Raw genomic sequence first — 14,246 nt, 5'->3', positions numbered from 1 at the left:
GGAATCGTGCTTACTTTGCCGGGTTTCCGTACGGCTTCGTCAGGAACTCGACGGCCACCGTGCCGCCCGGGTCCATGACGTAGACGCCGCGGCCGCCGTCGTAGTGGTTGATGCCCAAGGTGGTCCGGCCCGGGTCCGCCCAGTGGGTCAGGGACCGCTCGGTGATGCGGGCGTACGTCGCGTCGAATTCGTCCTCCGTGATGAGGAAGGCGATGTGCGCGAGGTTGAGGGCGTCGGCGCCGATGATGTGGTCCGCGAAGTCGATGCCCACGCTGTTGGACGTGGAGAGCTGCGTGAAGGGGCCGAATTCGACGGGGGGTTCGGTGCCGAGGAGGTCGGCGACGAACCGCCCGGTCTCACGGCGGTCCTTGCAGTGGATGATGACGTGGTTCAGCTCGCTTGCCATGACTGTGCATCCTTCCGGTCGGTACGGCGGAGGTTGAGCGGTGCGGCACATGCGGTGCGGACAGAGGTCGGAGGGTCAGGACGTGGCGCGGCGGGTGGCCGGCAGGGCCAGGCCGCCCAGTGCGGCGAGGGCGGCGCAGACCGCGGCGAGCAGCAGCCCGCGCCCGTAACCGGCGGCCAGCGCGCCCGGCACGTCCTGGGCGTGCGCGGCCAGGCGGGCCGCCGTGGTGTGGGAGGCGACGGTGCCCAGGACGGCGAGGCCGAGCGCACCGCCCACCTGGCGTGAGGTGTTGACGAGGCCGGAGGCGAGCCCCGCCTCGTGCGGGGCGGTGCCGCTGGTCGCGGTCATCGTCGCGGGCATGGTGGCCAGGCCCGTGCCCAGGGTGGCCAGGACGAAGGGCGCCGCCACGTCGGTGGCGAAGCTGCCGCTCCCGCTGATCCGCGACAGCCACAGGAAGCCGACGGTGCTGAGCGCCATGCCGGTGACGAGCAGCGGGCGGGCGCCGGTGCGGCCGATGAGGCGGGTGGCGAGGCGGGCGCCCGCGATGATCGAGAGGGAGCCGGGCAGGAAGCACAGCCCGGCCTCGATGGCGCTGTAGCCGAGGGCCTGCTGGAAGTAGAGCGACAGCAGGAACCACATCGAGAACATCGCGGCGCCGATCGCCATCACGACCAGGTTGGCGGTCGCGAGCGTGCGGCGGCGCAGGATGCCCAGTGGTACGAGCGGGTGGGCCGACCGCGACTCGATGCGCGCGGTGGCCGCCAGCAGCACCACGGCCGCCGCGACGGGCACCCACACCGCGGGCGAGGTCCAGCCGTGCGTCTCGCCGGCGATGATCCCGTAGACGAGCGCGGTCAGCCCGGCGGTGACGGAGACGGCACCCGGCAGGTCCAGGCGGCGCAGCCCGCCCGGGCTGCCCGCGGCGGCTGGTACGTACACCAGCGCGGCGGCCAGCAGGACGGCGCCCAGGGGCACGTTGACGAACAGAACCCAGCGCCATCCGGCGTACTGCGTGAGCACGCCGCCGATGACGGCGCCTGCCGCGCCGCCTGCGGCCATGACCGCGCTCCAGGCGCCCATGGCCCGGGTGCGGGCGGCGGGTTCGGTGAACGTCCTCATGATCAGCGTGAGGGTGGCGGGGGCCAGGACCGCGCCGCCCACGCCCTGCACCGCGCGGGCGGCGATCAGCAGGGTGCCGCCGGTGGCGAGGCCGCCCGCGAGCGAGGCGAGGGTGAAGGCGGCGAGGCCGGTGAGGAAGGCCCGCTTGGTGCCGACGAGGTCGGCCAACCGGCCGCCGAGCAGCAGGAGTCCGGCGAAGCCGAGTGTGTAGGCATTGACGATCCACTGCTGGCCCACGCCGGAGAGGTGCAGCTCCTCGCGCATGGCCGGGAGGGCCACGTTCACGATCGACACATCGAGGATGACCATGAACTGCGCGGCGCACGCCAGGGCCAGGATCGCGGCGGTGGACCGGGGGCGGCGGGGGCCGGTGGTGGCCGCCCGTGCGCTCCCGGACCGCTGGGGTGATGCGGTGGCGTGCATGCGTGCGTCCCTCCCGGCCAAGGCGAAATTAGAAGTGCTCTAAAAATATAGCATCTCTAATTCTGTGTGGGGTGCCCGCTATCCTTGGGCGCATGACGCACCCTCCGGCCGAGACCGCCCCCGCTTCCCCGCCCGCCGTGTCCGGCCTGCGCGGACGCAAGCGCGAGCGCACCCGCCGCGCCATCTCCGACGCGGCTTTCCGGCTCTTCGCCGAGCAGGGCTTCGAGGCGGTCACGCTGAACCGGATCGCCGCGGCGGCCGATGTGGCACCGGCGACGGTCTTCACTCATTTCGCCTCGAAAGAGGACATCTTCTTCACTCGCCGCGAGGAGTTCAGCGCGGGTCTGCCGGGGGCCGTCGAGGGGAGGGCGACGGGCGCCGAGGTGATCGAAGGGGTGCGCAGGTTCTTCGCGGACGCCTGTGAGCTGGTCCTGGCCGAGGACACCATCGAGAACGGGCGGATCTTCTCCCGCGTCCTGCTGGCGAGCCCCGCCCTCATCCGCAGCTATCTGCCGCTGGCCCGGGAGCGCCGGCGCATGCTCGTCGAACTGCTCGTGGAGCAGGGCCGGGCGCATGCCGACCGCGCGGAGCTGGAGTTGTTCGCGACGCTGGCCATGGCCGCCGGGGACCACGCCTACGACGCGATGCACGCGACCCTGGCCCGCGACGAGCCGGTCGCGCAGGTGCGGGCCGCGGTCGCCGAGGCCCTCGACCGCGGCTTCACCCGGCTCGAACGCGCCTACGCCGGCTCGGACGTCCTGGACGCCGAGCCGGCGAAGGGCTCCTGATTCCTCCTGCGGGCCTACCGGATTCCCGCGGTGCTCACCGGACCTTCCAAGCCAGCTCGCCCGTCAGCTTCTTGGCCAGCTCCGGGTCGCGGACCGCGGACGTGCGGTCGGCGGCCTTGACCGTCACCGTGTGGGCGCGGCCGTCGGCCCGGACGCCCAGGGAGCGCGGGGTCAGCGACGTCTTGCCGCGCGCCGCGGTGACCTCGTGCCCGTCGACGTACCAGCGCACCGTCGTGCTCGCCGAGGCCGGCAGGACGGTGAGGCGCTCGCCGCGCCCGACCTTGGTGCCCGCGCTGCGCGTGCTGGACAGCACCTTCGCGTGCCGGTAGAAGCCCGCGATCATCGCCTCGCGGCCGGGTGAGTTGAACTCGCGGCCGAGCGACCGCATGATCGAGTTGTCGGTGGGACGGAAGAGCCCCTTGGGGTAGTAGCCACCGCCCTCGTACGTCCCCACCGTGCCGCCGTCGGGCGAGGTCTGCCCCAGCCAGCGGTACCACTTGGTGCGTCGGTCCGCCATCTGCGCGGCGCCCAGGGTGCTGATGTTGGAGGTCGCGGGCTCGGTGCCGGTGTACGTGCCGTACTCGGCGTACTCGTACTCGTCGGCCAGCTTGCCCAGCGAGTGGCCGGTCTCGTGGACGGCGATCTGGTCGGACTTCTCGTTGTCGGCGGAGGCGGTGGCGATGCCGTCGTAACCGACCTTCGACACCACGTCGTTGTAGCCGGCGCCGCCGTACTTGGTGGAGTTGGACAGCACCACGACCAGGTCGGCGGCGGGCGCCTTGGCCGCGTACGACTCGACCTTGGCGGTGTCCAGACACAGCAGCCGCTCGACGCCGTCGCAGAAGAAGCCCGAGCCGAGGGCGGTGTCCCTCTTCACGCTCTGGTCCGGGTCGCCGGACACGCCCGAGTCGTGGGAGACCGCGTCGACGGCCCAGACGTTGAAGAGGTTGCGGTACGAGGCGTAGGGCTCGACGGCCGTCATCTTCTTCCACTTGGCGCGCACGGCGGCGTGGAAGGCGTTCTGCTGGGAGGCGGTGTAGCCGTCGCCGACGAAGACGACGTCGAGCTTGTCGCCGACGCGGCCGTTGTTGACGACGGAGGTCACCTTGCCGTCGCCCTTGACCCAGGGGAGCAAGGGGTGCGCCGGTGTGTGCGGCGCCGGGACGGTGGTGTGGTGAGGGTGTCCGCCCGGCTCGGTGAAGTACTCCACCTGCTGGCCGGGTTGGGGGTGCGGTGCGGGGGCGGGGGCCGCCGTGGCGGCCGTGGTGCCGGCGGTCGCGGCGAGGGCGGCCAGCAGGGCCACGCCCGCCACGGCGGGTATTCGCGCGGCACGTATGCGTCTGTGCATGGGGGGTTCCTCCCGAAACCGAAACCCGCCACGCAAGCGGCGGGTTAAGTCGAGTTAAGGTGCGGCTCAACGTAGAGGTGCGGGAGGTGTCTGGCAATGCCCATGGCAACCGATGTGACGCGAGAGGACGTTCGGGGCCGCTGCCCAGGGGTGTGCACCCCAAGCTCGAAATGCGGCTCGAACTACGGGAATTCCCTTCGCACACGCGCCGGAGTCCCGTGCGCCACGGCCCCGTCGTGGGCATAAATGACACGGTCGGCACGGTGACATCCTCAGCTAATCACCCGACTCACGGCTGGAAACACGGCGTTACGTACCGAGGGGCGAAAGTGGCCGAGAACAGCACCCACGGCATACGGGCGGACGAGCCCGCGGACATCGGACGCCGCGTGCTGCGGCTGCGCACCGAACGGGGCCTCACCCAGAAACAGCTGGCCGAGCCCGCCTACACGGCCGCCTATGTCTCCACCCTCGAAGCGGGCCGGGTACGCCCCTCCGAGACCGCCCTGCGACATCTGGCCGGGCGCCTGGGCACCACCGTCGAGGAGCTCGCCACCGGCCGCCCCCCGCACCTGGCCACCGAGCTGCGGATGCGGCTGACCGACGCCCGGCGCACCCTGGCCACCGGCGAAGCCGAGGACGCGGCCGGGCTGTTCCGCGCCCTGCGCACGGAGGCCGCGGCTCTCGCCCTCCCCGGCGAGGAGGCCGCCGCCCTGCTCGGGCTGGGCGACTGCGCGCTGGAGACCGGCGACCTCACCGAGGCCCGCGACCGCTTCGCCGAGGCCGAGGCGCTCCTGTCCCACCAGCCGCTGCCGCGCCGCGTCCCCGCCCTGCGCGGCCGCGCCACCGCCCACCTGCTCGCGGGCGAACTGCGCTACTCCTGCTACCTGCTGGAGACCGCGCTCGACGAGCTGAACGCCTCCGGCATGCACGACCCCGACGCCCTCCTGCTGCTCTACACGGCCTCCATCGCGCCGTACATGGACATGGGCGCGCATGCGCGCGCCGCGCACGCCGCCGAACTCGCGCTGGCGCTCGCGCCCCAGGTCGACGACCCCGCGCTCGTCGCGAGCATGCACCGCGGCGTCGCGCGCACGCTGATCGCCGAGGGCCGGATCGCCGAGGCCGACGCCTCCCTGGCCAAGGCCCAGGAGCTCTACCAGCAGCTGCACATCCGCACCGAACTCGCCCACTGCCACTGGATGCGCGGCTACGTCCACGCCCAGGACGGCAATCTCAAAAAGGCCGAGAGCGAGCTGCGCACCGCCCGCGACATGCTCGCCTCCAAGCGCGCCGCCCTGTTCACCGTGCAGGTCGAGGTGGAGCTGGCCGATGTGCTGCGCCGCCGGGGCAAGGCCGCGGAGGCGGAGGAGCTGCTCCGGCCGCTGCTGGCGCCCACCGCGCTGGGCGCCGAGCGGGGCGCGGTGCACGCGGGCGGCGCGCACCGGCTGCTGGGGCTGATCGCCGAGGAGCGCGGCGACACCGACGCCGCCGAGGAGCACTACTGCGCCGCGCTGTCCCTGCTGGAGCGCACCGGCGCCGCCGGGGACCTCGCCGACCTGTGCCGGCTGCTGGGCGACCTGCTGCGGCGCACCGGACGCACGGAGGCGGCCCTGGACGCGTACCGCACGGGCCTGGGCCACCGCGCCGCGCCGGGGACGACGACGCTGGGGCCCGCGCCCACCGCGCCGCCGCTGTGGCCGCGCCCCTGAGCGGAGCCGCCCGTGGGCCGGTCCGGGGGACGCCGCCCGCCGACCGGCCCTCCCCTCGCCAGGGGCCGGTCAGCGGCTGTGCCGCGGGCCGGCACTCCTTCGGCTTGTACTCCTCGGGTGCCGGGCCGTACAGATACGGCGGCCCGCGCCGCGGGCGGAGACGGACAGGCCGCCGCCTGTGGGGGATGCGGCGGCCTGTCTCCTCGTACAGCCGCACCACGCCGCGTGGGCGGCGCGGAATCCGGGGGATGGACCCGCTCGGTGCAGCATGGACAGCACTTTGCCGGTCGGGGGGCGCGTGCGGTATCCACCCTGGGTCCCGGTCCGCCCCCGCCGGTCGGAGGGGAGGGCCCCCGCCTTCCGGTGGAGCACCGAGCTCCGCTTTTCTGCCTCCGGTGCGGCAGGCTGGGGGTGCCAGGGGGCCGTCCAGTGGCCCCCGGCGGAACGAGAAGAGGTAACCGGCGGTGATCCGTGTTGCGGTGGTGGACGACGAACAGCTCGTCCGGTCCGGGCTGCGGATGATCCTGGGCACGGCCCCGGACATCGAAGTGGTCGCGGACTGCGGTGGCGGGGAGGCCCTGGACACCGTGGGGCGGGCCGCGCCGGACGTCGTCCTCCTCGACATCCGCATGCCGGACACCGACGGGCTGACCGTCCTGCGCCACCTGCGCACCGCCGCGGATCCGCCCGCCGTCGCCATGCTCACCACCTTCGCCGTGGACGAGTACCTGGCCGCCGCGCTGCGCGCGGGCGCGGCGGGCTTCCTGCTCAAGGACACCGACCCGGAGCAGCTCGTACGGGCCGTGCGCACCCTCGCCGAGGGCGGCAGCGTCCTCGACCCGGGCGTCACCCGCGCGGTGATCGGCGGCTACCTCGCCGCCGAGGCCGAGACCACGGCGGCCGAGGCGGTACGGGCGCTCACCCCGCGCGAGCGCGAGGTGCTGGCCCTCCTCGGCGAGGGCCTGGCCAATCCGCAGATCGCCGAGCGGATGGGTCTGGCCCCCAGCACGGTCAAGGACCACGTCCGCGCCGTCCTGGGCAAGCTGGGCGGGCTCAACCGGGTGCAGGCCGCGATCCTCGCCGACCGTGCCGGGCTCGTGGCCGCGCGCCGCCCGGAGGGCGAGCAGTGAGCTTCTGGCGCGCCAGCCTGCCCGCCTGGGTGCCCGGCTGGGCGCCCGTCGTCGTACCCGCCCTGCTCGCGGTCGCGGACGCCCTGCTCGTCAACGGGCTCAAGCCCGGGCTCGCCCTGTGGGTGTCGCTGCTGGCCGCGGTGGTGCTGCTGTGGCGCAGGCGCTATCCGGCGGCGGTCTTCCTGGCCACCCTGCCCGGCATCTACATCGGCTACATCTGGCTCGCGCCCATGATCGCGCTGTACACGATTGCGGTCCGGCCGGTGAGCCGCGTCCGGCTGGCCATCGCCGGGCTGCTGCTGGCCACCGCGCACTTTCTGCCGTACCCCGTCTCGGACCTGGACCTGGACAGCCGGCGCCAGACGGCCCTCTACCTGGTCGACGCCCTCGTCACCGCGGCCACCCCCATCGCCCTGGGCCTGCTCACCCGCACCCGCCGCGAACTCGCCGAGCGGCTCGACGAGCTGACCCGCAGCCGCGCCCGCGAGGACCGGCTGCTGGCCGACCGGGTGCTCGCCACCGAACGCGCCCGGCTCGCCCGGGAGATGCACGACGTCGTCGCCCACCAGGTCAGCCTCATCAGCCTGCAGGCCGGTGCTGTGCAGATCAGTACGGAGGACCCCCGGGCGCGCAGCGGTGCCCGTACGATCCGCGAGCTGTCCGTGCGCACCCTGGACGAGCTGCGGCACATGGTCGGCATCCTGCGCGCGGCGGGCGCCGACACCGAGGAACTCACCCCGCAGCCGCGGCTGGCGGACCTGCCCCGGCTGATCGAACTGAACGCCCTCGACGTGACGTACGAGGACTCCTCGGACCCGGCGGCCGAGCGTTCCGAGGCCGTGGAGCGGGCCGCCTTCCGCACCGTGCAGGAGGCGCTGACCAACGTCCGCAAGCACGCGCCGGGCGCGAAGGTGCGGGTGACCGTCCGGGAGGAGGCCTCCGGGCTGCTCGTCGAGATCCGCAACGGGCCGGCGGACTCGGCCGTGCCGGCACCGGAGCTGCCCGGCGGCGGCCACGGTCTGGTCGGGCTGCGCGAACGTGCGCAGAGCCTCGGCGGGATACTCGAAGCGCATCCGGCGGAGGACGGCGGCTTCGTCGTACGGGCCGTCTTCCCGCGGGAGGAGAGACAGGGCGGCGGCTGAGGCCGGGCGCGCCTTCAGGCCGAGAGCGGCTTGGCGGGGTTCTCCCCGGTGGCGCTGGCCAGGTCGGGGTAGACCTCGAAGAGACGGCGCACGCCCAGCGCCGCCAGCACCCTGTTGACGTGCGAGCCCTCGACGGCGCCCTGCGCGGGGAGGATCAGCCGCAGCCGCCCCTGGCAGGAGCGCATCAGCCGGCGCGCGGCGATCAGCACCCCCACCCCGCTGGAGTCGCAGAACTGCACGTCCCCGAGGTCGAGGACCAGACTCCGCCTGCCGTCGGCGACAGCGTCGTGCACATGCTGCCGGACGGCCGGTGAGGTCACCAGATCCATCTCGCCGCAGACCTGGAGCACGGCCCAGTCCCCCTGCTCGCGCTCCAACACCTTCAACGTCACGCGCTCGAGCCCCTTCGCTCGGTCTTCACGTTCACTGGAATGGACCCTTCCGCGGTGTGGCTGCCTGGCGCTTCCCCCGTGGGACGCCTTACGAAACACCACTGGTCACGAGCACTTCACGGGCGTGAATCACCGCCTGGCATACGCCGACCGCTGTTGACCCTATGCCCAGCCCGAAGCCCCAATCCCCATAGATCCGGTCACACCCGCATAACACATAGGCACATTCGGGCAGGTGTGATCGGCGCCGATCGCGCCCCTCGACCGGATATCCACCCAAAGTGACCGGCGCAATACCATCCGCAGCGGTTGCGGCGCGGGTTGATCCCCGTTTCGCTACAAAGCGGGGGTGCGGTGTCGGACCCTGCGGTTACATTCGGCACCTGGCGTACAGCGGTTCATGGGCGTGGGCACTCAGTGGGGCACTCAAGGGGGCGGACCGGGATGACCAACGACGCACTGCGGTGGGACCTCAAGATGCAGCAGCGGCTCGCCCACGGCGAGGCCGCCGCCCTCGGCGAGCTCTACGACCGTTTCGCCTCCCTCGTGCACGGCCTCGCCCACCGCGTCCTCGGCGACGAGAGCGGTGCCGACCGCGTCACGCGCGAGGTCTTCGCCCATGTGTGGGAGCATCCAGGGGACTTCGACCCCAGGAACGGCTCGCTGCGCTCCCAGATCGCCTCCCTCGCCCACCGGCACGCCGTCAGCCGCCTGCGGCTCGCCGAGGACGACGGCGAGCGCTCCGCCGAGGAGGTCGAGGCCAAGGTCCGCGCGGCCAGCGCCGCGGCCCGCGCGGACTACATCGTCACCTCCATGCCCGCCCCGCTGCGCGCCGCCCTGGACCTCGCCTACTTCCGCCGTCTCGACTACCGGCAGGCCGCCGATCGCCTCGGCGTCACCGAGGACGAGGCCCGGCGGCGCCTGCGGCTCGGCTTACAACTGCTCTCCACGGCACATGACGGGCCGCGCGCGGTCTCCCCGCCGCAGCGGTACGGGGCGGTGCGATGAGCACGGCGTCCGCGATCACGTCCCATCCCGTCCTCAAGTCCCTGCTCGGCGCCTGGGCGCTGGCCGCGTGCTCCGCCGAGGAGACCGCCGCCGTCGAAGCGCACCTGACCGACTGCGCCGCGTGCGCCGAGGAGGCCGTCCGGCTGCGGGACGCGGTGGCGCTCCTGCACCCCGAGGACAGCCTCGACCTCGACCCCACCCTGCGCTCCCGCGTCCTCGCCGGCGCCCTGGGCCGCCGCCCCGCCCGGATTCCGGTGCCCGGCTGGGCCGCGCCCTACGAAGCCGAGGCCGCCCGCCTGGACGCCCTGCTGCGCGACATCGGCGAGACGGAGTGGCAGGCCCCGGTCCGCCTGGCCTGGTTCGACGGCCGCGACGCGGTCTCCCGCGAGGCCACGGTGGCCGGGGTGATCAGCCATCTGGCCGCGGTGGACGGCATCGTGGCCGATGCCCTGGGCCTGACGGGCGACGCCGGCACCGCCACCCCCGAGGAGCGCACGGAGACGGCCTGGGCGGCACAGTCCGGCGTTCGCGCGCCGGTGGTGCGGGCCGCCTGGCGCGACCAAGGGCACACGCTGATACGGACAGCGTCCTTCGAGGGCGGCCGGGCCGCCGATCTGGCCGTCGAGTACGGTCCGTTCAGCCTGCCGCTGCGCGATGCCTTCCTCGACCGGGCCTTCGAATGCTGGGTGCACGCCGAGGACATCGCCGAGGCCGTCGACTACCCCTACGAACCACCGTCCTCCAGCCATCTTCACCGCATGATCGACCTGGCGGCACGCATGCTGCCGCACACGATCGCGGCCCGCCGCCGCGCGGGCCTGGCCCCTCCCGCCCGAGGCCTGGTCCGGGCCGGCACCCCGGGCCGCGCCCTCCACCTGGAAATCGAGGGCCGCGGCGCGGGCCACTGGTACATCCCGCTGGACTCTCCGGGGGCGGTGGGCACCCCGGAGGAGGAAGTGGCGCATGTGGCCCTGGACGGCCTGGAGTTCTGCCGCCTGGCCGCGGGCCACATCCCGCCGGACGAAGCGGCAGCAGGCCAACTGGGCGACCGCGAGGCGGTCCAGGACGTCCTCTTCGCCACGGCATCGCTGTCGCGGCTGTGAGGGGGAGAGGGGCAGGGGGTGACGGCGGCCGGTGCGGCCGTGATCACGACGGTGAGCGCCATGCGCTCCGGCGGGCACCCCTACGGGAGGCCAGGGCCACATTCAGAGCCGCGGAACGGTCCGCGGCGCGCGGGTCCCGGTCGGCCGTGGCGACGGCCTGCGGCAGCCCCGGCGGCCGCAGCGCGCCGTACTGGGTGAAGCGCCGCGTCCCGCAGCAGTTGCAGTGGGATTCGCCCGTGGCGTGTGTCCAGCCGGACCGGTGCGCACACCGGGCTGCCGACCCCACGGCTGCGTAGACGGCATCTGCCGGGCCGCTGGTCACCACGACCTCCCGGAAAGCAGATGGGCATCGCGGAAGTGACTGCGCACGGCGATCGTGGCGTCCACCACGGCTTCCTCTTCGCCGGAGGCCACGGCCTCCCTCCGGGCTGCTTCCAGGTCGACGCACTCCGTGCATCCGGCGAGCGAGCCGGGCACGCTTGCCCCGGCCCCTTCCCGCTCCGTCCGGGACGCCAGCCGAAGCGAAGGGAAAGGCACTTCCCACTCCAGCCCGCCCCCTGACTGTCGCACCTGCACGCGGCTTCCCCTGTTGCCGATGACCTGGGCGATCCGGTTCTCCCGCGTGTCCACCACGTAAGCGCCGATTCTGTACGCCACTTGCTCCTCACCTTCCCCTGGGAGGTATCAGCCAGGGAAGGCCGTACCGCTTTTCATGAAAGGCGGCAAGATTTGGGGTTCAAGGGTGGGGCGCGTGCTGGTCGCATACCGTGTGAGGCGGTAGAGGGGGATCGTCGGCCGTGGGAGGATCTCGTGAGCGACAGTCAGTGGGTCAGCAGCTCCATGCCGTATCTGACGCCCAAGAGCGCCGGTGCCGCCGATGCCTGGAGCGCGGAGACGGCCGCGCTGGGGCGGCGGGGCACCCAGCGCATCGTCCACGCCGGTGAGGTGCCCGCACCGCCGGTCGTTGCCGGACTGCTCGGGGTGCCCGAGGGTGAGACGGTCGTCGTGCGCCGACGGCTGATGCTGCTCGACGGCCTGCCCAACGAGCTGACGGACACCTACTATCCTGCCGGGATCGCCTGCGGCACCCCCCTTGCCGGCACGGCCAAGATCCCCGGAGGGGCGATCACCCTGCTCGCCGAACTCGGATATGCGGGGGCGGCGGTTCGCGAGGACGTGACTGCTCGTATGCCGGACGAGGAGGAGAAGGAAGTGCTGTGCACCGCTCCGGACGAGCCGGTGCTGCAGCTGACGCGGCTCACGCTCGACCGGCGGGGGCGGCCGGTTCAGGTGGACGTGATGACCATGCCTGCGCACCGCCAACGGCTGCATTATGAAATGACGATCGGATGACTGTGCCCAGATTCGAAGCCGACGCCGTCGACCGGCGCTCGCTGCACGAGCGGATTGCCGCGGACCTGCGCGACGACATCATGAGCGGCAGTTTGGCGCCGGGCGCCAAGCTGCCATCCACCGTGCAGCTCAAGGCCCGGTTCGACGCCTCCAACGCGACGGTGCAGAAGGCGCTGCAACTGCTCAAGGACGAGCGTCTGGTCATCGGGCGCCCGGGAGCGTCCGTCACGGTGCGCGAGCGGCGTCGGCGGACCGTGCGACCTGCCGCCTCCTTGGCGCCGGCAGCGGCCGGTGAGCCGTACCGCTGGCTGTCCGAGTTGGGGGAACACGGCGGTGAGGCGCGCAGTGATCTGCTGGAGGTGTCCGAAGTGGTTCCCCCTGCGGACGTCGCCGCGGCCCTGAACCTCGCGGAGGACGGCACTGCCCTGCTCCGTTCACAGGTGCTCGCCCTGGACGGTGAGCCCGTGGAACTGGTCAAGTCGTACTACCCGTTGGAGATCGCCCGCGATACCGCGATGGCGGAGCCCCGCAAAATCGAGGGTGGCACCCCGAGGCTCCTCGCCGATCTGGGGTTCCCGCCTCGGCTGAGCGTCGACAAGATCTCCGCACAGGTTCCCACGCAGGAGCAGTACAGCGCCCTTCGGCTGCCCGGCAGTCTCCCGGTCCTCCGGACCCTGCGCGTCGTCTACAGCGACGACGAGCGGCCGGTCGAGGTCACCGTCATGGTCAAGGCGGGGCACCTGTACGAGCTTCAGTACGAGTTCGTCCCCGAATAGCGACCCGCCATCGGTCAGCGCACCAACTCCCGTTCCAGTGGCGTGCGGAAGCGTGGTGTGACGCGGACGTCGCCCAGCCAGGCCGACAGGCGTGCGGCCTCCGTTTCGATTGCTGCGGACGCTTCGCGGCCGGTGTCCTCCAGGAGGCGCCAGCCGATCTCGCCGTTCGCGTGCTGGGCCCAGCCGCCCACGATGCGGCCGTTCCACCAGACGGTCGGGCCGACGTTGCCCGCCCGGTCGAAGAGGAACGGGACGTGCTCGGGCGAGAGGTACCAGTCGCGGTCGCGCCAGCCCATGGCCGTCGGGTCCAGGCCGGGCAGCAGCGCCGCCCAGTCGCCTACGGGCGCGGGCCGGGCGTCGGCGTCCTCGTCGAGGGCGAAGCCCTCGCCGTGGGACAGGACGACCTTCCGCACGCCCACGTCCGCCAGCGCTGCACGCGTGTCGCGCAGCGTCCAGCCCGTCCACCACTTCAGGTCCGCCTCCGTCGCCGGGCCGTACGAGGCGAGCCAGCGGCGGGCCAGCTCCGCCTTGGCCTCCCGCACCGGGACCTCCGGCAGCGGGGGGACGAGCGCCCACGGGTAGAGGCTGCTCGTCCACGAGCCGCGCGGGCGGCTGCGGCGTACGTGCCCGTCGGAGGCGAGCAGCCGCAGCACCCGGCTGCCGACGCTCTGCCGGCCCTCGTACGGCTTGCCCGGCGACGCCACGATCTGCTCCTTGAGCGCCGGCACGTCCTTGGCCAGCTCGGCCGTGGTCGCCTCCCCGCGCACGGCGAGCGTCTCCAGCACCGCGCGCTCGGTCTCGGCGAGCCGCCGGGCGTCCCAGGGCCTGGCGGCGTCGACGCAGCCGAGCAGGCTCTTCAGCAGCGTCTTGCGCTCCCGCTCGGCGATCGCGCGGGCGGCCGCGGCATCCACATACGGGGCGAGGCCGGTGCTCACCGCGAAGATCGTGCGCCGCATCGAGAGCAGCTTCACCAGGGTCACGTCCTCGTACAGCCCCCGCTCCACCTCGGCCGGGGACGGCTCGGACAGCCGGGCGCAGGCCGACAGGTACACGGTCGCCGCGTCGCTGGCGTGCAGCCCGACGACGGCGTCGGCCACCTCCTCGACGGTGCCGGCGCGGCGACCGGGGGCCAGGAGGTGGCGGTGGCCGAGGCGCGCGCGGCGTTCGTCGTCGGTGATGCGGGGGAGGGGGATGAGGGCGCTCATGGAGCGAAAGCTACGGCGGGAGTAGGTCGGATTCTGTCCTAAGGGGACGTCCCGGAGGTGCAGTGCACACGAAAAGCGGGAGCCGGACGAAATTCGTCCGGCTCCCGCTGATGCTGTGCGCTCGGCAGGATTCGAACCTGCAACCTCTTGATCCGTAGTCAAGTGCTCTATCCGTTAAGCTACGAGCGCTCGGCCCCCCGGTGGTCTTCACTCACCGGTCGGCGTTGCTGGAGCAATGTTACACGACCTGTTCGAGTGTCTTTCGCACCCGGCCCACCGCGCTGGGATCGCGCCGCCGTCCCGCCGTGATCCGCCCGAGATGCGCAGGTCCCCGCCCCGTC

At 72.8% G+C, this 14,246-nt stretch carries 15 protein-coding genes and 1 tRNA gene; 8 read left to right on the top strand and 8 right to left on the bottom strand.

The features are described from left to right. Window positions 1–10: 10 nt before the first annotated feature. Both FHS39_RS04110 and FHS39_RS04105 read right to left on the bottom strand, forming a co-directional pair. Window positions 11–406, bottom strand: a complete 396-nt coding sequence (locus FHS39_RS04110; RefSeq protein WP_184346331.1) for a VOC family protein — start codon at window positions 404–406, stop codon at window positions 11–13. A 75-nt stretch (window positions 407–481) separates the two neighbouring features. Beyond that, window positions 482–1,948 carry an MFS transporter gene (locus FHS39_RS04105; RefSeq protein ID WP_184346330.1) on the bottom strand — a complete coding sequence of 489 codons (1,467 nt, stop codon included), beginning with the start codon at window positions 1,946–1,948 and terminating at the stop codon, window positions 482–484. A 92-nt stretch (window positions 1,949–2,040) separates the two neighbouring features. On the opposite strand from FHS39_RS04105, the gene FHS39_RS25275 reads away from it, so the two are divergent. Next, window positions 2,041–2,736 carry a TetR/AcrR family transcriptional regulator gene (locus FHS39_RS25275; protein WP_246469796.1) on the top strand — a complete coding sequence of 232 codons (696 nt, stop codon included), beginning with the start codon at window positions 2,041–2,043 and terminating at the stop codon, window positions 2,734–2,736. 34 nt (window positions 2,737–2,770) lie between these two features. On the opposite strand, the gene FHS39_RS04095 is transcribed toward FHS39_RS25275, so the two are convergent. Then, complete coding sequence (locus FHS39_RS04095) at window positions 2,771–4,084, bottom strand: M64 family metallopeptidase (RefSeq protein WP_184346329.1); 1,314 nt, start codon at window positions 4,082–4,084, stop codon at window positions 2,771–2,773. Between the two features lie 329 nt (window positions 4,085–4,413). Between FHS39_RS04095 and FHS39_RS04090 the strand changes: the two genes are divergently transcribed. From FHS39_RS04090 to FHS39_RS04080, 3 genes are all read left to right on the top strand, one after another. After that, window positions 4,414–5,796 (top strand): tetratricopeptide repeat protein, encoded by a 1,383-nt coding sequence (locus tag FHS39_RS04090; protein WP_184346328.1) that lies wholly within the window; start codon window positions 4,414–4,416, stop codon window positions 5,794–5,796. Window positions 5,797–6,260: 464 nt separating this feature from the next. Continuing rightward, a complete protein-coding gene (locus tag FHS39_RS04085; RefSeq protein WP_184346327.1) occupies window positions 6,261–6,926 on the top strand; it encodes a response regulator in 666 nt (221 codons plus the stop codon). After that, on the top strand, window positions 6,923–8,068 hold the full coding sequence (locus FHS39_RS04080) for a sensor histidine kinase (protein WP_343069345.1): 1,146 nt from the start codon (window positions 6,923–6,925) through the stop codon (window positions 8,066–8,068). The genes FHS39_RS04085 and FHS39_RS04080 overlap by 4 nt, the downstream gene beginning before the upstream one ends. A 14-nt stretch (window positions 8,069–8,082) precedes the next feature. On the opposite strand, the gene FHS39_RS04075 is transcribed toward FHS39_RS04080, so the two are convergent. Continuing rightward, entirely contained in the window at window positions 8,083–8,460 is a 378-nt protein-coding gene (locus FHS39_RS04075; RefSeq protein ID WP_184346326.1) for an anti-sigma factor antagonist, read from the bottom strand. Window positions 8,461–8,904: 444 nt separating this feature from the next. Here FHS39_RS04075 and FHS39_RS04070 point away from each other — a divergent pair, with 444 nt between their 5' ends. Then, complete coding sequence (locus tag FHS39_RS04070; RefSeq protein ID WP_246469795.1) at window positions 8,905–9,468, top strand: sigma-70 family RNA polymerase sigma factor; 564 nt, start codon at window positions 8,905–8,907, stop codon at window positions 9,466–9,468. Next, window positions 9,465–10,571 (top strand): zf-HC2 domain-containing protein, encoded by a 1,107-nt coding sequence (locus tag FHS39_RS04065; protein WP_184346325.1) that lies wholly within the window; start codon window positions 9,465–9,467, stop codon window positions 10,569–10,571. The genes FHS39_RS04070 and FHS39_RS04065 overlap by 4 nt, the downstream gene beginning before the upstream one ends. 43 nt (window positions 10,572–10,614) lie before the next feature. Here FHS39_RS04065 and FHS39_RS25950 read toward each other — a convergent pair whose 3' ends face one another. Together FHS39_RS25950 and FHS39_RS04060 are read right to left on the bottom strand one after the other, a co-directional pair. Further along, window positions 10,615–10,857: a DUF6255 family natural product biosynthesis protein gene (locus FHS39_RS25950; protein ID WP_425507736.1), complete on the bottom strand. Its 243-nt coding sequence runs from the start codon at window positions 10,855–10,857 to the stop codon at window positions 10,615–10,617. 32 nt (window positions 10,858–10,889) lie between these two features. After that, window positions 10,890–11,228 (bottom strand): hypothetical protein, encoded by a 339-nt coding sequence (locus tag FHS39_RS04060; protein ID WP_184346324.1) that lies wholly within the window; start codon window positions 11,226–11,228, stop codon window positions 10,890–10,892. Between the two features lie 153 nt (window positions 11,229–11,381). Here FHS39_RS04060 and FHS39_RS04055 point away from each other — a divergent pair, with 153 nt between their 5' ends. Both FHS39_RS04055 and FHS39_RS04050 read left to right on the top strand, forming a co-directional pair. Beyond that, window positions 11,382–11,924, top strand: coding sequence for a UTRA domain-containing protein (locus FHS39_RS04055; protein WP_184346323.1), 543 nt, complete (start codon window positions 11,382–11,384; stop codon window positions 11,922–11,924). Beyond that, the gene (locus FHS39_RS04050) at window positions 11,921–12,700 is read left to right on the top strand and encodes a GntR family transcriptional regulator (RefSeq protein WP_184346322.1); all 780 of its coding nucleotides are present in this window, start codon (window positions 11,921–11,923) and stop codon (window positions 12,698–12,700) included. Before FHS39_RS04055 ends, FHS39_RS04050 begins: the two co-directional genes overlap by 4 nt. Before the next feature lie 14 nt (window positions 12,701–12,714). Here the strand turns inward: FHS39_RS04050 and FHS39_RS04045 are convergent, their stop codons facing one another. Together FHS39_RS04045 and FHS39_RS04040 are read right to left on the bottom strand one after the other, a co-directional pair. Next, window positions 12,715–13,905, bottom strand: a complete 1,191-nt coding sequence (locus FHS39_RS04045; RefSeq protein ID WP_184346321.1) for a winged helix DNA-binding domain-containing protein — start codon at window positions 13,903–13,905, stop codon at window positions 12,715–12,717. Between the two features lie 116 nt (window positions 13,906–14,021). Beyond that, window positions 14,022–14,094: transfer RNA gene (locus FHS39_RS04040), tRNA-Arg, on the bottom strand. Window positions 14,095–14,246: the final 152 nt, after the last annotated feature.

The sequence above is a fragment of the Streptomyces olivoverticillatus genome, from assembly GCF_014203555.1.
Lineage (GTDB): Bacteria > Actinomycetota > Actinomycetes > Streptomycetales > Streptomycetaceae > Streptomyces > Streptomyces olivoverticillatus.
The sequence above is the reverse complement of the archived record's forward strand: the minus strand, read 5'-3'. Positions and strand labels throughout refer to the sequence as shown.